The sequence below is a fragment of the Streptomyces sp. NPDC107562 genome, from assembly GCF_055657325.1.
Genome location: NZ_JBVKBE010000002.1, coordinates 664145 through 680554, shown reverse-complemented (window position 1 = coordinate 680554; position 16410 = coordinate 664145). Strand labels below are relative to the sequence as shown.

At 72.4% G+C, this 16410-nt stretch carries 18 protein-coding genes; 11 read left to right on the top strand and 7 right to left on the bottom strand.

Annotation, left to right across the window (positions count from 1 at the left end; translation table 11 throughout):
- The first annotated feature begins 228 nt into the window (after nt 1-228).
- Nucleotides 229-897 carry a hypothetical protein gene (locus tag ACZ7LV_RS08855; RefSeq protein ID WP_471937221.1) on the top strand — a complete coding sequence of 223 codons (669 nt, stop codon included), beginning with the start codon at nt 229-231 and terminating at the stop codon, nt 895-897.
- Nucleotides 898-902: 5 nt separating this feature from the next.
- Nucleotides 903-1457: a hypothetical protein gene (locus ACZ7LV_RS08850; RefSeq protein WP_471937219.1), complete on the top strand. Its 555-nt coding sequence runs from the start codon at nt 903-905 to the stop codon at nt 1455-1457.
- 13 nt (nt 1458-1470) lie between these two features.
- On the opposite strand, the gene ACZ7LV_RS08845 is transcribed toward ACZ7LV_RS08850, so the two are convergent.
- Nucleotides 1471-1881 (bottom strand): DnaJ family domain-containing protein, encoded by a 411-nt coding sequence (locus tag ACZ7LV_RS08845; protein WP_471937217.1) that lies wholly within the window; start codon nt 1879-1881, stop codon nt 1471-1473.
- A 98-nt stretch (nt 1882-1979) separates the two neighbouring features.
- Between ACZ7LV_RS08845 and ACZ7LV_RS08840 the strand changes: the two genes are divergently transcribed.
- Nucleotides 1980-2372: a hypothetical protein gene (locus ACZ7LV_RS08840; RefSeq protein ID WP_471937215.1), complete on the top strand. Its 393-nt coding sequence runs from the start codon at nt 1980-1982 to the stop codon at nt 2370-2372.
- A 17-nt stretch (nt 2373-2389) separates the two neighbouring features.
- On the opposite strand, the gene ACZ7LV_RS08835 is transcribed toward ACZ7LV_RS08840, so the two are convergent.
- Nucleotides 2390-3061: an O-methyltransferase gene (locus ACZ7LV_RS08835; protein WP_471937213.1), complete on the bottom strand. Its 672-nt coding sequence runs from the start codon at nt 3059-3061 to the stop codon at nt 2390-2392.
- Nucleotides 3062-3238: 177 nt separating this feature from the next.
- Between ACZ7LV_RS08835 and ACZ7LV_RS08830 the strand changes: the two genes are divergently transcribed.
- Nucleotides 3239-3730 (top strand): hypothetical protein, encoded by a 492-nt coding sequence (locus tag ACZ7LV_RS08830; RefSeq protein WP_471937211.1) that lies wholly within the window; start codon nt 3239-3241, stop codon nt 3728-3730.
- A gap of 342 nt (nt 3731-4072) precedes the next feature.
- Here ACZ7LV_RS08830 and proP read toward each other — a convergent pair whose 3' ends face one another.
- The gene (gene proP / locus ACZ7LV_RS08825) at nt 4073-5455 is read right to left on the bottom strand and encodes a glycine betaine/L-proline transporter ProP (RefSeq protein WP_471937209.1); all 1383 of its coding nucleotides are present in this window, start codon (nt 5453-5455) and stop codon (nt 4073-4075) included.
- Between the two features lie 360 nt (nt 5456-5815).
- On the opposite strand from proP, the gene ACZ7LV_RS08820 reads away from it, so the two are divergent.
- Entirely contained in the window at nt 5816-7843 is a 2028-nt protein-coding gene (locus tag ACZ7LV_RS08820; RefSeq protein WP_471937207.1) for a bifunctional glycosyltransferase 87/phosphatase PAP2 family protein, read from the top strand.
- Nucleotides 7844-7947: 104 nt separating this feature from the next.
- The gene (locus tag ACZ7LV_RS08815; RefSeq protein WP_471937204.1) at nt 7948-8100 is read left to right on the top strand and encodes a hypothetical protein; all 153 of its coding nucleotides are present in this window, start codon (nt 7948-7950) and stop codon (nt 8098-8100) included.
- Between the two features lie 87 nt (nt 8101-8187).
- Here ACZ7LV_RS08815 and ACZ7LV_RS08810 read toward each other — a convergent pair whose 3' ends face one another.
- Complete coding sequence (locus ACZ7LV_RS08810) at nt 8188-8625, bottom strand: ATP-binding protein (protein ID WP_471937202.1); 438 nt, start codon at nt 8623-8625, stop codon at nt 8188-8190.
- 92 nt (nt 8626-8717) lie between these two features.
- Here ACZ7LV_RS08810 and ACZ7LV_RS08805 point away from each other — a divergent pair, with 92 nt between their 5' ends.
- On the top strand, nt 8718-9566 hold the full coding sequence (locus tag ACZ7LV_RS08805) for a helix-turn-helix domain-containing protein (protein ID WP_471937198.1): 849 nt from the start codon (nt 8718-8720) through the stop codon (nt 9564-9566).
- Nucleotides 9526-9729 carry a DUF397 domain-containing protein gene (locus ACZ7LV_RS08800; protein WP_471937195.1) on the top strand — a complete coding sequence of 68 codons (204 nt, stop codon included), beginning with the start codon at nt 9526-9528 and terminating at the stop codon, nt 9727-9729. Before ACZ7LV_RS08805 ends, ACZ7LV_RS08800 begins: the two co-directional genes overlap by 41 nt.
- Here the strand turns inward: ACZ7LV_RS08800 and ACZ7LV_RS08795 are convergent.
- Nucleotides 9713-10882 carry a steroid 3-ketoacyl-CoA thiolase gene (locus ACZ7LV_RS08795; RefSeq protein ID WP_471937193.1) on the bottom strand — a complete coding sequence of 390 codons (1170 nt, stop codon included), beginning with the start codon at nt 10880-10882 and terminating at the stop codon, nt 9713-9715. The genes ACZ7LV_RS08800 and ACZ7LV_RS08795 overlap by 17 nt on opposite strands.
- Before the next feature lie 161 nt (nt 10883-11043).
- Between ACZ7LV_RS08795 and ACZ7LV_RS08790 the strand changes: the two genes are divergently transcribed.
- A complete protein-coding gene (locus ACZ7LV_RS08790) occupies nt 11044-12279 on the top strand; it encodes a cytochrome P450 (protein ID WP_471937191.1) in 1236 nt (411 codons plus the stop codon).
- A 15-nt stretch (nt 12280-12294) separates the two neighbouring features.
- On the opposite strand, the gene ACZ7LV_RS08785 is transcribed toward ACZ7LV_RS08790, so the two are convergent.
- Nucleotides 12295-12918, bottom strand: coding sequence for a TetR/AcrR family transcriptional regulator (locus tag ACZ7LV_RS08785; RefSeq protein WP_471937189.1), 624 nt, complete (start codon nt 12916-12918; stop codon nt 12295-12297).
- Between the two features lie 118 nt (nt 12919-13036).
- Here ACZ7LV_RS08785 and ACZ7LV_RS08780 point away from each other — a divergent pair, with 118 nt between their 5' ends.
- Both ACZ7LV_RS08780 and ACZ7LV_RS08775 read left to right on the top strand, forming a co-directional pair.
- Entirely contained in the window at nt 13037-14422 is a 1386-nt protein-coding gene (locus ACZ7LV_RS08780; RefSeq protein ID WP_471937187.1) for an FAD-binding oxidoreductase, read from the top strand.
- The gene (locus ACZ7LV_RS08775) at nt 14410-14826 is read left to right on the top strand and encodes an anti-sigma factor antagonist (RefSeq protein WP_471937184.1); all 417 of its coding nucleotides are present in this window, start codon (nt 14410-14412) and stop codon (nt 14824-14826) included. The genes ACZ7LV_RS08780 and ACZ7LV_RS08775 overlap by 13 nt, the downstream gene beginning before the upstream one ends.
- 941 nt (nt 14827-15767) lie before the next feature.
- Here the strand turns inward: ACZ7LV_RS08775 and ACZ7LV_RS08770 are convergent.
- Entirely contained in the window at nt 15768-16184 is a 417-nt protein-coding gene (locus tag ACZ7LV_RS08770) for an aggregation-promoting factor C-terminal-like domain-containing protein (RefSeq protein WP_471937182.1), read from the bottom strand.
- Nucleotides 16185-16410: the final 226 nt, after the last annotated feature.

Here is a 16410-nt window from a genome sequence, read left to right as displayed (position 1 = left end):
GCCCCCCGACCCGCCCCCTTCCCGCCGTACGCGGCTGCCCCGCCGTGCGACCGATGTCGGAGGGGGGCGGTCCCTTCCGTCGGGGGGTGGCTGCGGCGTCATGCGACTCCAGGGCGGTGAGCCGAGCCCCTTGGAGGTGGATGCGGTTTGGGTGGGGGGGTGCGGGCAACCCGTTGTGCTGACCGGCCCGGTGAGGGGTCGGTCGGGTCGAGAACCCGGAAGGCATTCATGTCCACTGGCTGGATCATTGCTCTGATCGTGATTGTGGTGGCGGTCGCCCTCGTCGCGGCCGCCCTGACCTTGCGCGGCCGTGGCGCGGGCGGCGGACGGGACCTCAGGCGGCGCTTCGGACCTGAGTACGACCGGGCCGTGGCCCGGCACGACGGCGATGCCACGGCCGCCGAACGTGAGCTCGCCGAGCGCGTGGAGCGGCACGGGAAGCTGCGTCCGCGGCCGCTCGAAGCGGCGCAGCGCGAGCAGTTCGAGGCGCGTTGGACGGCCGCCCAGGAGCGCTTCGTCGACTCGCCGCGGGACGCCGTGATCGAGGCGGACCGGCTGCTCGCCGAACTCGCCGGGCTCCGGGGCTTCCCGGACGGCGGGCAGTACGACGAGCAGTACGCCGCGCTGTCCGTGCACCACGCGCACCGCGTGCACGGCTACCGCCGTGTCCATCGCATCGCCGGTACGCCGGTGAACGGCACGCAGGGCGGGGGCGCCGGTACGGAGGAGATGCGTGAGGCCATGGTCGAGGCCCGCGCCCTGTTCGACGACATGCTGCGTCCGGCGCGGGACGACCGTCCGGGGCGTCCGAGTGGCGAGCGGGCGAAGACCGCCCACGCCGGTTCGGGCCGACTGCATCTGCCGACGGCCTTCGGGCGCCAGGCGAAGGGGAGTTGAGACATATGAGCGACGTGACACGGCCCATGGGCGGCGGGGAGCCGCCGGAGCCGGACGGCAGCGTGCGGCGCGACACGGCGCCGGGCACGGCGCGGGAGGCCTCCGGTGGGGCCTCGCTGCGGGCCGGTGCTGTGGCGCCGGGGGGAGAGGGGGCCCGTGAGGCCCACGAGGCCGCGGGGGCGGCCCAGGAGGCGCGCAGGGCGCACAACGCCCGTGCCACCGCCGCCGAGGCGCCCGCGAGGCCGCCGGCCGACCCCGCCGCCCCCACCTCGCGCCTGGCGCCGCTGCTGCCGGGCGAGGAGAGCGCCAAGTTCGAGCTGCGGTTGCAGCAGGCGATGGCCTCGTTCGTGGACGGGCCCCGGGCCGCCATCGAGGAGGCGGACCATGTGCTGGAGGAGATAGCCGCCCGGTTCACGGAGGCCGTCACCCAGCGGCGCCGCACCCTGCGCCGTTCCTGGGAGTCGACCGACGAGGCCACCCCGGCGACCTCCGACACCGAGCAACTCCGTCTCGCCCTGCGGGACTACCGGGAGCTCGCGGAGCGGCTGCTGCGTCACTGAGCCGTCGACAGAGCTATTCGGCCGCCGCCCGGCCCTCCCGCCACCGGCGTACGACGTCGTCCACGTCGTACGGCTTCAGACCCAGCGGGGGGCCGGGCGGCGGCTTGAACATGACGTCGCGGATCTTGACGTTGACGTCCTCGACGATCTTCCGCACGAGCCGCTCCGAGGGCGCCGCCATCGCGGCCAGCAGCGCGTCCTCGGCCTCCTTGCGCAGGGCGAGGGTGGGGGGCAGGACGGAGAAGCCCTCCCGGGCGAGCTTCCGCTTGATCCACCACTGCTCGTCGTAGGTGCCCTCGATGTCCTTCGGCAACGGCTTGCCGGCGCCGGGCAGATGCGCGAAGTCGCCGCGCGCCTCGGCGTCCCGGATCTGTTTGTCGGTCCAGGACTCGAAGCTGACCCCCGGTGGCTTTCGCTCGGTCATGAGGCCATTGTGCCGGACGCCGCCGCGCCGGGCGATTTATCATGCGGCGGCGGCAGGCCAACCGGGCCTGCGCATCAGGACGTTGCAAGGGAGCGCACGTGCTCGAACTGACCATGGCCACCGTCTCCGGTGCGGACGCGGGTGTCACGGCCGGCATGATCATGGCCGACGCGCCCAGCGAGCCGGGGACGATGCTGCGCGTGGGCCGGGACAGGAACGTGTGCCGGCTCGCGACGCCCGACGACTGGCTGTTCGTCTCCCGGGTCCACCTGGAGTTCCTGTGCGGGCCGGACGGGGACTGGCAGGTGACCTGGCTGCGCGGCTCGCAGCCGGACCCGTCCTCCGAGGTCCGGCTGGTGTCCGGCGAGTACGCGCAGCCGCTCGCGTACGGCGGCACGATGCCGCTGCCCCGGGGCGGCAACGGCGAGATCGTCATCCTGGACCGCACCGGGCCACGCAGCGTGAACGTGGGCTACTACCACGAGGTCTGAGCGGCGGCGCGGTCCCGTCAGCCGAGCACGCGCGCCAGGGCGAAGCCGTCGTAGCCCTTGCTGCCCACCGTCTGGATCGCGGTGCCGGTGAGCCTCGGGTGGGAGCCGATCAGTTCGAGGGCGGCGCGGGTGCCGCGGACGTCGGGCGCCGTGTCGGCCGCGTCGGCGACGCGGCCGCCGCGGACCACGTTGTCCACGACGATCAGGCTGCCCTCGCGTGCCAGGCGCAGTGCCCACTCCACGTAGTGGGCGTTGTTGGCCTTGTCGGCGTCGATGAAGACCAGGTCGAAGGGCGGGGGGTTCTCGTCGGCGAGCTGCGGCAGGGTGTCCAGGGCGGCGCCCACGCGGACGTCGACGACCTTGTCGAGACCTGCCCGGGCGATGTTGCGGCTCGCGACCTCGGCGTGCTTCGGGTCGTACTCCAGGGTGACCAGGCGGCCGTCGGCCGGGAGGGCTCGGGCCAGCCAGATCGTGCTGTAGCCGCCGAGCGTGCCGATCTCCAGGATGGCGCGGGCGCCCTGGATTTCGGCGAGGAGCTGGAGGAGTTTGCCCTGGCTCGCCGTGACGCCGATCGGGGGCAGGCCGGCCGCGTCGCTGTCCCGCAGGGCTGCCTGGAGGACCTCGTCGTCGCCGGCGAGGTGGGTCGCGAAGTACGCGTCGACGGTGTCCCAGATCTGCGACTCGCTCATGGGCTCTGCCTCTCGTCATCTAGTTAGAAGTGCTAACTAGATCGTCTAACGAGTGGAAGGGGGTGCAGGTTCCTGTCCTACGGGGCCGATGGAGCGACGACGGCGCTCCCGGGCTCTTCTCTATTCTCGCCGGGAGTGGCCGAGGCCGAGGGAAGGGGTGAGGGAAGGGGTGAGGGGATGGGGGACGGCGGACCGACGCCGGGGAGGCGGGACGCGCTGCGGCGGCTGGAGGAGGGGCTCGGGCGGGTGCTCGCCGACGCCGGCGACGGGCACGCCCGCTGGGAGCTGTACCGGGCCGCGCTCGACTCCGGCCCGGCCTGGCCGGCGTTGCGGGACGCCGTCGCGGCTGAACCGGACGGCGCGCTCGCCTCGGGCGTGGTCGGGGAGATCCTGGAGCGGCTGCCGCGCGCCGAGCGGGACGACTGGGTCGGAGCACTCGCTCCGGAGGTCCGTGCGTTCGCCGAACGCCGGGCGCGGGAGCTGGCGACGCTGGAGGACCTGAGGTCCGGGGCGCTCGCCGCGGACCGTGTCCCCGCCCTGCTCGACGACTGGAGCGACTGGCTTCAGCTGCGCGTCGCGGCCGAGCCCCTCGTCCCGGTCCTGCGCACCCTGGCCGTGTCAGGGCGGACCAGGCGCATCCGGCGCACGGCCGCCGAGTCCCTCGGCTGATCCCGGCTGCCGCCGGGCCGTCTCCACGGGTGCGTGGGTGACTGGTTTCGTTCCGGGGTGCGGTCGAGGCCCTCGTGCTGGTTCTGTGCACCCCTGGCCGTCGGACCAGGCGCATCCGGCGCACGGCCGCCGAGTCTCTCGGCTGATCCCGGCTGTCGCCGGGCCGTCTCCACGGGTGCGTGGGTGACTGGTTTTCGTTCCGGGGTGCGGCCGAGGCCCTCGTGCTGGTCCTGTGCACCCTGGTCGTGTCGGGGCGGACCAGGCGCATCCGGCGCACGGCCGCCGCCTGGCCGCCTTCGCGGGTGCGGCTCGGCGGTGTGGGCGGGGAGCGGAGGAGGGGTGTCAGCGTTCCCCGGGTTCCAGTGAGGGGGCCGAGCCCGGTAGGGGGCGGCCTGCTGATTCCGTCATGAACCAGACCGCCACGCCGCCGATCACGGCCGCGGCCATCATGTAGTAGGCGGGCATCATCATGTCGCCGGTCGCGCCGATCAGGGCCGTGACGACCAGGGGGGTCGTGCCGCCGAAGAGGGAGACCGAGATGTTGAAGCCGATGGAGAGGGAGCCGTAGCGGACCCGGGTCGGGAACAGGGCCGGCAGTGCCGACGGCATCGCGGCGGTGAAGCAGACCAGCAGCAGGCCGAGCGCGCCCATGCCCAGGCCGATGGCCAGGAGGCTGCCCTGACGGATCAGCAGCAGGGCGGGGATCGAGAGGAACAGGAAGCCCGCGCAGCCGACGGCGATGACCGGGCGGCGGCCCACGCGGTCGGTGAGGGCGCCCGTGAGCGGCTGGGCGATCATCATCAGGGCCATCACGGCCAGGACGACGAGCAGGCCGTGCGTCTCGTCGTAGTGCAGCTCACTCGTGAGGTAGCTCGGCATGTACGACAGCAGCATGTAGTCGGTGACGTTGAAGACCAGGACCAGGCCCACGCACAGCAGCAGCGCCCTCCACTGGCCCGTGACCATCTCGCGCAGCGGCACCTTGGGCCGCTCCGTCTCCGCCTTCGCGACCTCCGCCGCGAACGCCGGGGTCTCCTCCAGCCGCATCCGCAGGTAGAGGCCGATGATGCCCATCGGGCCCGCGATCAGGAACGGGATCCGCCAGCCCCAGGACAGCAGGTCCTCGGAGGACAGCAGCGCGGTCATGAGGGTGACCAGGCCGGCGCCGCCGATGTAACCGGCGAGCGTGCCGAACTCCAGCCAGCTGCCGAGGAAACCGCGTCGCCTGTCGGGCGCGTACTCGGCGATGAAGGTGGAGGCGCCGGCGTACTCGCCGCCGGTGGAGAAGCCCTGCACGAGGCGCGCGGCGAGGAGCAGGATCGGCGCGCCGACGCCGATCGCGGCGTACGACGGGATCAGGCCGATCGCGAACGTGCCGACGGCCATCATGATCATCGTCAGCGCCAGGACCTTCTGGCGGCCGACGCGGTCGCCCAGCGGGCCGAAGACCATGCCGCCCAGCGGACGGACCAGGAAGGCCGCGGCGAAGGCACCGAAGGTGGACAGGAGCTGCGCCGTCGGGTTGCCGGACGGGAAGAAGACCTTGCCGAGGGTCACCGCGATGTAGCTGTAGACACCGAAGTCGAACCACTCCATGGCGTTGCCCAGCGCTGCCGCCTTCACGGCGCGCCTGACCAGGGCGGGATCGGTGACGGTGGGCTCCTGCACCGGCGGGCGGGTGCGGACGGGGAACGGATTCGGTGCGGCGGCGGTGGCACTCGACAAGACTTCGCTCGCCTGCCTTTCGACGGGGACGGGGACGGGCCCACGCGGCAGCGGCGGCGGCAGGCCGAAAGTCGACGATAGGGGGCCTTGTCCCGATTACGCAGGGTGGCCATTTCGGTGCATGGGGCAGGTAAATATGCCCTGTGCAGGACTGTCGGGGCGTGTCCGGATGTCGCTCCCGGGACCGCCCTGTGATCTATCTCGCGCCCGGCCGAAGCAACTCGACCCCCCTCCCACTATCGTCTTCCGGACAAAAGGCGAGCGGACGTCAGGTGAATCGGGGGTTGCCTGCGTCTCCTCTCCCGGGGGCGGTGCCACCTACGGGGTGCGCGGATCGATGGGGCGGGAGGCCGACGAGGCGTGGCGAACGCGGAACACAGCGAGAGACCGGCAGGGGCATTCGGAGCGAGCGCGGGCGCACGGCTGCGTGCCGCGCGCATGGCCCTGTGGCTCGTCGCCGCGATTCTCGGCATACGGCAGATCGCCGTCGTCCTCGGCACCCCGCGGGGTGAGCGGCTGACCGACCTGGAGACCTGGGTCGGCCCGGACGGCGTGCTGCACGTGGAGGGCTCGCTCTACGACTCGACCCGCTTCACCGGCACCCCCTTCGGCGGCCTGGTCCTCAAGCCCCTGACGCGGGCTGCGGAGCAGGCGCTCGGCTGGGGCTGGACCTTCGGCACGCTGCTGCTGGTCGTCGTGCTCGGCCTGGTCGCCGCCCGCGCCCTGCCGCGCCCCGTCAGCCGCCGTACGTCGCTCGTCGCGGCGCCCGTCGCGATCTGCCTGCTGATGCTGTCCCTGCCGGTGCGCAACGCGTTCTGGCTCGGCCAGACCAGCATCATCCCGGTCCTGCTGGTGCTGCTGGGCTGCCTCGCCGTGCGCGGGGAGCGAGCCGGGGGAGCCTTGATCGGCGTCGCCGCCGCCCTCCAGCCGACGGTGCTGCTCTTCGCCCCGCTGCTGTGGTTCACCGGCCGTCGGTCCGCGGCGGCCTCCCTGGGCGCGACCTTCACCGGGACCACGACGCTGGCGTGGCTGGCGATGCCGCACGACTCGTACACCTACTGGGTGCACCACATGGCCGGTGTCGGTCTGGGCGGGCGGGCCGACGACCTCGCCAACCAGTCCCTGCACGGCGCGCTGCTGCGGCTCGGCCTGTCCGGCCCGCTGGAGACGGCCCTCTTCCTGACCCTGGGCGCGGCGGTCGCCGCCCTGGGACTGCGCCGCGCCGTGCGCTACGCCCGGGACGGTCAGCTCCTGCTGGCCGTCGCCCTCACCGGCTGCGCCGCGATCGTCGTCGCGCCGACGGCCTGGCAGCACCAGTCGCTGTGGGTGCTGCTCGCGGTGGTCGGCCGGGTCGGCAGGCGCGCCGCGGACCGCCCGGTGTGGCCGGTGGCGGTGGTGCTGGTCATGACGCTGCCCGCGCGGATGCTCCTGCCGGACATGGCCGCGCTGCACCCGCTGCGTGACAACGTCGTCCTCCTCGCCGCGATCGCCGCCGCCACGGCGGTGCCGTTCCTGTCGCGCACCTCGCCCCACTACCGCGACCCCGTCCCCACGCGGTACGCCCGGCCGGTCCCGGCCCGCTGGCGGCGCATACCGCTGCTGCCCTTCCTGCGCCGCGTCCTCGGCCGCCCCAACCTCCTGCTGGAACTGCTCCTCATACGCGTCACGTACGCCGCCTACTCGCAGGTCCGGCTCGCGGCCACCGGCGGCACGATATCCGGGGGCCGGGAGCGCGCCGAGGCGCACGGCGAGCAGATCCTCTCCATCGAGCGCTTCCTCCACATCGACATCGAGCACACGCTCAACCACGCGATAGTGGAGGTGGACTGGCTCCGCCGGTTCTTCGACTTCTACTACACGTCGTTCCACTTCGCCGTGCCGCTGACCGTCCTCGGCGTCCTGTACTGGCGCCGCCCGGTCGACTACCGCTGGGGCCGATCGACGCTGGGCCTGACGACGCTGCTGGCCCTGATCGGCTTCTGGCTCTACCCGCTCGCCCCGCCGCGCCTGATGCCGGACTTCGGCATCATCGACACGGTCCACGGCGTCCAGGACTTCTCCCAGCCGGACTACGGCACCCTGACCTCCCTCACCAACCAGTACGCGGCCATGCCGTCACTGCACTTCGGCTGGTCCCTGTGGTGCGGCGTCGTGATCGCGATCGTCGCGCCCAAGGGGTGGATGAAGGCGCTGGGCCTGCTGCATCCGGCCTTCACGGTCACCGCGATCGTCGTCACCGGAAACCACTGGGTGCTGGACGCGGTGGGCGGCGCGCTCGTGGTGGGCGCGGGCTTCGGGCTGGCGTATCTGTTCCAGGGGCCGAGGGCGCGGCCCGCTCCCGAGGCGGTGGCCGAGGCGGCACCCGAGCTGGTGCGCGACCGGAGCTGACGCGACCTCAGAGGCCGGCGTGCCGGCGTGTACGACGCCCTCCCCGCGCCTGGACGCCGCGCGGTCCCGGGGCAGCGCCTGGGCGGAACTCGGTGTCTGGGACCGTGCCCTGGAGGCTTCGTCAGGCGACGGCCGACCGCGTCGAGACCGCCTGCTGCGTCGTACGGCAGATCCAGTCCGCCTGCGACTCCTACGCGCCGCCCCGTCCCGCCGCCCTCGGCTGCGCGGCCGTGAACCGGCCGCGAGGGTCGGCCTGATCGCGCCGGAGGTGCCGGGGCCGCTGGACCCCGGCACGGGGACGGGATGTCGGAGGTGTTCAGGAAGGCCGAGTGAGGGCCAGGCGGCTATGCCTGCGGCCCGCTCCCCGGCGGACCGCACTCGAACCACACGGTCTTGCCCTCCAGGGGCCCCCGGTCGACGCCCCACTTGTCGACCAGGGCGTCCAGCAGCACGAGACCGCGCCCGCTCTCCGCGTCGAGGAGCAACCCGGTCCGCATGCGCGGCACCTGGGGCGAGGTGTCGGCGACCTCCACCCGCACCCCCGTCCTCAGCCGCAGCACCAGCAGCACGCAGCGCCGGTCCCGGACATGCCGTACGACGTTGGCGACCAGCTCCGTCACGCCCAGTTCCACCACGTCGGTCAGCTCCGTCAGGCCCCACTCGGTCAGGAGCGAGCGGACGATGCGGCGCACATGCCGTGCCGAGTGCTCGCCCACGGTGAGGCTCATGCGGTACTGGACGGGGCGAGGGGCCGAGTAGGCCGGTGGAATGTATTCGTTCACGCCACGAGGCTGGCCAGCCGTCACTACCGTGGGCAACGGAACGGATACAACCCGTCCCGTTGTGGGCGGAGTCGCGTGAGAGGGGATCGTGCGTGACCCACATCAACGCCCTTGACCCGGGTGCCTCGCCGCTGGACTACTACGGCTACGAGCTGCGACGGGCGCGGGAGGCGGCGGAACTGACCCAGCGGCAGCTCGGGGACGTCATCAACTACACGGGCTCCCTGGTCGGCCAGATCGAGACCGCGCGCAAGCTGCCGACCCCCGCGTTCAGCGAGCGGGTGGACGCGGCCCTGGGAACGGGCGGCCTGCTGTCCCGCCTGACCGAACTGGTGCTGCGCAGCCAACTTCCGGCGTGGTTCCGGCAGACGGCGGAACTTGAGGCTCGGGCGGTGGAGATCTGTGCCTTCCAGACGCACATGGTGCACGGTCTGCTCCAGGCGTCGGCCTATGCGCGGGCGGTGCTCGGCGCGCTGGACCGGAGCAACCTCGACGACCGTACGGCAGTACGTCTCGCCCGACAGCGCATCTTCGAGAAGGAGCAGCCCCCGGTCTTCTGGGCCATCCTCAGCGAGGCCGCGCTGTACCAGCGGATCGGCGGCCCGGCGACCATGCGGGATCAACTGGCCCATTTGTTGGCCTTCGAGCACGACCCTCGGATCAACGTTCAGGTGCTGCCGTTCTCGGCGGGCGCGCACGCGGGCCTCACCGGCTCATTCACCTGCTACCGATTTCCCAGCGATCCGAGCATCGTCTACACCGAGGGGTACGGCAGCGGGCATCCGACCGCCAATCCGGACACCGTCAAGAACTGCTCGCTCCGTTACGATCACCTTCAGGCCGCCGCTCTCTCCCTCAGGGACTCGGCGGAGTTGATCCGGTGCGTGATGGAGGAACGCTATGGCGAGCAACGCGATTCCGACGGTGACCCGGTGGCGTAAGTCCAGTTACAGCAGCGATCAGGGTGGCGAGTGTGTCGAGTGCGCACAGCTCGGCGACACCACCGCCGTGCGGGATTCCAAGGTCACCGCCGGTCCCGTACTGGCCTTCCGTCCGGCGGCGTTCACGGCGTTCCTCCACTGGGCGGCTACAGCCGCTGAATGATCGTGCCGGTGGCCAACGCGCCGCCCGCGCACATCGTCACCAGCGCGAACTCCTTGTCCGTACGCTCCAGTTCGTGCAGTGCCGTCGTGATGAGCCGGGCACCCGTCGCCCCGACCGGGTGCCCGAGCGCGATCGCACCGCCGTTGACGTTCACCTTCTCCAGGTCCTGCTCGAAGACTCGCGCCCAGCTCAGCACCACCGACGCGAACGCCTCGTTGATCTCGACCACGTCGATGTCCTTCAGGGACATCCCCGCCTTGCCGAGCACCGCGCGGGTGGCGTCGATCGGGCCGTCCAGATGGAAGTGCGGGTCGGCGCCGACGAGCGCCTGGGCCACGATCCGTGCCCTGGGCTTCAGCTTCAGCGCGCGCGCCATGCGCTTGGAGGCCCACATGACGGCAGCCGCGCCGTCCGAGATCTGTGAGGAGTTGCCGGCCGTGTGCACGGCCGTCGGCATGATCGGCTTCAGCTTCGCCAGCGCCTCCGCCGACGTGTCGCGCAGCCCTTCGTCGCGGTCGACGAGCCGCCACATGCCCTGCCCGGCGTGCTGCTCGTCCTCGGTGGTGGGAACCTGCACGGCGAAGGTCTCGCGCTTGAAGCGCTCCTCCGACCAGGCCGTCGCGGCGCGTTCCTGGGAGAGCAGGCCGAGGGCGTCGACGTCCGCCCGGGTCAGTCCGCGGTGGTGCGCGATGCGCTCGGCGGCCACGAACTGGTTGGGGAGGTCGACGTTCCACTCGTCGGGGAACGGTTTACCGGGACCGTGCTTGGAGCCCGACCCGAGCGGGACGCGGGACATCGACTCCACGCCGCAGGAGATGCCGACGTCGATCACGCCGGCCGCGATGAGGTTGGCGGTCATGTGGGACGCCTGCTGGGAGGACCCGCACTGGCAGTCGACCGTCGTCGCCGCCGTCTCGTAGGGCAGGCCCATGGTCAGCCAGGCGGTCCGCGCGGGATTCATGGACTGCTCACCGGCGTGGGTGACCGTGCCGCCGACGATCTGCTCGACGCAGTCGGCGGGGATGCCGGTGCGGCCGAGGAGTTCGCGGTACGTCTCGCCCAGCAGATAGGCGGGGTGCAGATTGGCGAGCGCGCCGCCGCGCTTGCCGATGGGGGTGCGGACGGCTTCGACGATGACGGGTTCGGCGGCCATGAAGGCGGTCCTCTCGTCCAGAACCAGCAACTGATACGTGTTCTAGTTCTGTGTGCAGTCTGCTGACGTGACGTCCGTCACCGCAAGGGTCTTGCAGTCTTCGGAGTCCGCCGTTACGTTCACGGCACTTCCTGACTGGTCGTCAGATGGCTGGAGCCGCCATGCCCTGTCCAGCGCTTCCCGACGGGTTCGACTTCACCGACCCGGATCTGCTGCACCACCGCGTGCCCCTGCCGGAGTTCGCCGAACTGCGCCGTGTCGAGCCGGTCACCTGGATCGCCCAGACGGCGAACCTGGCCGGGTTCCAGGACGAGGGCTACTGGGCCGTGACGCGGCACGCCGACGTCAAGTACGTCTCCACGCACCCCGAGTTGTTCTCCTCCACCCTCAACACCGCGATCATCCGCTTCAACGAACACATCGAACGCGACGCGATCGACGTCCAGCGGCTGATCCTGCTGAACATGGACCCGCCGGAGCACACCCGGGTGCGGCAGATCGTGCAACGGGGGTTCACGCCCCGGGCCATCCGGGCGCTGGAGGAGCGGCTGCGGGCCCGGGCGCACGCCATAGTCGAGGGCGCCCGCGCGCACTCCGGGGCGTTCGACTTCGTCACGGAGGTCGCGTGCGAGCTGCCCCTCCAGGCGATCGCGGAGCTGATCGGCGTCCCGCAGGACGACCGGGCCAAGCTCTTCGACTGGTCCAACAAGATGATCGCGTACGACGACCCCGAGTACGCGATCACGGAGGAGGTCGGCAAGGAATCGGCCACCGAGCTGATCGCCTACGCCATGAACATGGCCGCCGACCGCAAGCAGTGCCCCGCACAGGACATCGTCAGCACGCTGGTGGCGGCGGAGGACGAGGGCAACCTCGGTTCGGACGAGTTCGGGTTCTTCGTGCTGATGCTGGCGGTGGCGGGCAACGAGACGACCCGCAACGCCATCACGCACGGCATGCACGCCTTCCTCACCCACCCCGGGCAGTGGGACCTCTACAAGCGGGAACGTCCCTCGACGGCCGCCGAGGAGATCGTGCGCTGGGCGACGCCGGTGGTGTCCTTCCAGCGGACGGCGACACAGGACACGGAGCTGGGCGGCAAGCACATCCGCAAGGGGGAGCGGGTCGGCATCTTCTACGCCTCGGCCAACCACGACCCCGAGGTGTTCGAGTCCCCGGACGCCTTCGACATCACCCGTGACCCCAATCCCCACCTGGGCTTCGGTGGCGGCGGCCCGCACTACTGCCTCGGCAAGTCCCTCGCGGTGCTGGAGATCGACCTCATCTTCAACGCCCTCGCCGACGCCCTGCCGGATCTGCGACTGGTGGGGGAGCCGCGGCGGCTGCGGTCGGCGTGGATCAACGGCGTGAAGGAACTGCGGGTCACGGCAGGTTAGGGCGCGGTGGCGCCGTCAGGGGCGCAGCAGGGCCTGGCGCGCGGCGTCGAGGAGCCACTTCTCGGCCCGCGCGTGGGACCAGCCGTTGTCGTCGACGAGGGTGAAGAAGCCCTGGTAGCCGAAGTAGAACCACAGGATGTCCAGGGCCGCGTCGGCGTCGAGGCCGTCCTGGAGCGCGCCGAGTTCCGCGAGGCGCCGGGCGGCCACCTCGGTGCCGTCGCGGTAGCGGCGGGTGGCCAGCGCGAGGCCCTCGGCCGCCTCCGTGTCGTGCGGTGCCGTGGCCAGCACCACGCGCATGATGTCGCCGTAGTCCTCCCGCATCCGCCGGGTCAGGCTCGCCACGACGCGCAGGATCTCCGCCGGGTCGTCGGCTTCCGCCAACTCCTGCTGTGTCGTCTCGACCTCCGGCGCGGCGGACCAGCGGTCGACCAGCATCCGCAAGAGGCCCTGCTTGCCGCCGATCACGTACACCGTGGCCGGTGAGACGCGCGCGGCCGTCGCGATGTCGTCGACCTTCGTGGCGAAGTAGCCGCGTTCGCTGAACAGGCGGCGGGCCTCGTCGATGACGGCACGCCGGGTCGCCTCGGCGTACTCCGCCCGGCGACTGGGCCGCTCGCTCCGTGCACTGCGTGGACTCATGAGGCCGAGTGTACAGCCGGTGTCTACTGAAAGTAGTTTGCCTCCGTAAAGCGTGGGAGTACTCTTTTAGTCAGAGCCACACTCTGGTAACGAGAGAACTCCCCCAAGGGGGCGCATCATGAGCGCACCATCACAGGCCGGCGGCGTCGCCGCTCAGGAACTGGCCGCCCGCCTCGGACCGGACCGGATCGCCACGTCCGGCCCGGCCTACGAGGCGGCACGGCGCATCTGGAACGGCGCCGTGCACACCAGGCCCGCCCTCGTCGTCCGGGCCCGCACCCCGGAGGACGTACAGGCCGCGGTGCTCGCGGCGCGGCGCCACGAACTGCCGGTCTCGGTGCGTGGGGGCGGCCACGACATCCCCGGCCGCGGCCTGCGACAGGACGGCCTGGTGATCGACCTGACCGGGATGCGGCGGGTCGTCGTGGACCCGGCCGGGCGGGTGGCCACCGCGGGCGGCGGGACCACGGCGTCCGGCCTCCTTTCCGCGCTCGCGCCGCACGGCCTGGCCGCCGTCACCGGCACGGTCGGCTCCGTGGGCGTCACGGGCCTGACCCTCGTGGGCGGATACGGCCCGCTCACCGGGCGGCACGGCCTGGCGCTGGACAATCTGCTCGGCGCCGAGGTCGTCCTCGCCGACGGCCGGGTCGTCACGGCCGACGCGGAGCACGAACCCGAACTGTTCTGGGCCCTGCGCGGCGGAGGCGGCAACTTCGGGGTCGTCACGTCCGTGCGCCTGCGGGCGCACCCGCTTCCCCGGCTGCTCGCCGGCGTCGTCGCCTACCCCGGCGCGCAGGCCGCCACCGTGCTCGACCTGCTGGGCGGGATTCTGGCCGCCGCACCCGACACCCTCACGGTGCCGTCCGCCTTCCTCGCCGGCCCCGACGGGTCGCCCACGCTGTTCCTGATGCCCGTCTGGAGCGGCGATCCGGCCGCCGGTGAGCGGCACTTCGACGCCCTGCGGCGGCTCGGAACCCCGGTCCTGACGGAGGTGCTCCTCCTGTCCCCCGAGGAACTGCTGCACCGCAACGACACGTGGGGCGCGGTCACCGGACTGCACTTCACGGCCCGCTCCCGATCGGTCGCCGCGCTCACGCCGCACGTCGTCGAGTCGCTGATCGGGGCGGCGCGCGGCATCACCGGCCCCATGTCCGGCGTACTGCTGCACGACTTCCACGGGGCCGCGACCCGGGTACCGGTCGAGAGCACGGCCTTCGGCCTGCGGCAGTGCCACCTGATGGTCGAGATCGTCGCCGGGTGGGAGCCGGGAGACGACGCCTCGCACCGCGAATGGGCCGAGTCGGTCGCCGACGCGCTGGCGCCCCACGCGCTGCCGGGCGGCTACCCCGGCATGCTGGATCCCGCGCAGCGGGCCGAGGTGGCCCAGTCCTACGGCCCGAACACCGCGCGGCTCCTGGCCGCCAAGGCGCGGTTCGACCCCGACGGCGTCTTCACGGCGACCGCGCTGCCCCCGGTACCGGGACGGGAACCATGGACGCGCTGACGGTCTCCTGCCTGCGCCGCCGGGGCTGGACGGTGGTCGAGGTCGCGGGTGAACTGGACATCGCGACCGCGGGTGCGTTGCGCGCATGCCTGGACGGCCTCGTCGCGGACCGTGCTCCGGCCAGGATCGTGCTGGACCTGACGCGACTGGAGTTCTGCGACGCGAGCGGTCTGCGGGTGTTCGTCGGCGCGTACCGGGCCGCGCTCGGCGGCGGCGGCGCACTGCGCCTGGTGTGTCCGGACGGGATGCTCAGGTCCGTGCTGCGGATCACGGCCCTGGCCACGCTGATCCCTGTGCACGCGACCCTCGCGCGGGCGCTGGACCCGGACGGCGGTGAGGACCTTGTGACGTGGACGGCCACCCCCGAGCCGACGACCGCCGCCGAGGCCCGGTGCACCCGATGAGCCGCCGACACCGACGGCCCGCCCGCCGACCGCCGCCGGGGCGTCGCGGGACGTTGAGAGGCGTCGAGAGTTGCGGGACGCCGGGAGACGCGGGGGCGGCGGGGGACGCCGCGACGCCGAGGGGCCGGGGGCGCCAGGGGGCGCCGGGGGGCCGGGGCGCCGCGAGGTTGCGAGGCGCGGGGACGTCGTCGCGGGGCGCGGGGTCGCCGGGGGGTGTTGCGAGTTGCGGGGACGTTGAGAGATGCCGGGGGATGCGGAAGGCGGCGGCGCCGGGGATGGGGGCCGCCGTCGTTCGAGGGGCGCTGGGAGATGCCGCGAGTGGCGGGGACGCGTGAGATGTCGCAACGCCGAGGCGCTGCGGGGCCGCGCGGGTCGTCGGGAGATGCGGGGGATGCGGAAGGCGGCGGCGCCGGGGATGGGGGGCCGCCGTCGTTGGAGGGGCGCCGGGAGATGCGAGTCGCGGGGACGCCTGAAACGCCGTGACGCCGGGGGGATGCCGCGAGTCGCCGAGGCGTCGGGAATGCCGCGACGCCGAGGAGCCAGGGGATGCCGTGAGGCCGCGAGGCGCGGGGCGTCGGGAGATGCGGGGGATGCGGAAGGCGGTGGACCCGGGGACGGGGGCGCCGTCGTTCGAGGGGCGCCGGGAGATGCGAGTCGCGGGGACGCGAGCGAGCCGTGACGACGGGGGTGCCGCCAGAGGTCGCGAGTCTCGGGGATGTCGAGAGATGCCGCGACGCCGAGGCGCCGGGGGACTTCACGAGGCGCGGGGAGGTGAGACACGCCGAGGGGCTGGCGGGACGCGGAAGGCGGCGGCCCTGGGGATCGGGGGCCGCCGCCGTTCTGGGGGGCTGGGTTCTCAGCACCAGCCGGTGCTGTGGGTGCCAGGGAGCCGGCTGCGCGCGCCGGTAGCCGGCTGTGGCGGCTTCCGCTTCGGCTTCGGCTCAGTACCAGCCGTTGGACTGCCAGAAGTTCCAGGCGCCGACCGGGCTGCCGTAGCGGGACTTCATGTAGTCCAGGCCCCACTCGATCTGGGTCTGGGCGTTCGTCTTCCAGTCGGCGCCGGCGGTGGCCATCTTGTTGCCGGGCAGGGCCTGGACCAGACCGTAGGCGCCGGAGGAGGCGTTGGTGGCGTCGACGTCCCAGCCGCTCTCGTGCTCGACGATCTTGCTGAAGGCGTTGTACTGGGCGGCGTCCGGGATCATCTTCTTCGCGATCGCCTGGGCCTGGGAGGGGGTGGCGGCCGGGAGGGCGTGGGCCGGGGCGGCGGAGAACGCCATGCCCGCGGCGGCAGCGGCGACGACGGCGCCGGTGAGGGCCTTCTTGGGGGCGGCGATGCGGCGGATGACGGAGACGGACACGGGCGAACCCTTTCCTCGGGGACTGGGGTGCCGCAGCACACCGCGACCACGCGACGCGTGGTGGAGAGGTGCGTCGGCGCCGAGGCCCGGGGGGCTTGTCGGCGCCTTGCGACGTCCACCAGAGAAACAGCCGAGCGATGTGTCCGCAATGACCGCTTTTACTAGTTGCGGCCGCATCGGGGCGAATGGTCCGTCGTGTGACGTGGGTCTCAACGCCCAGGTCAGA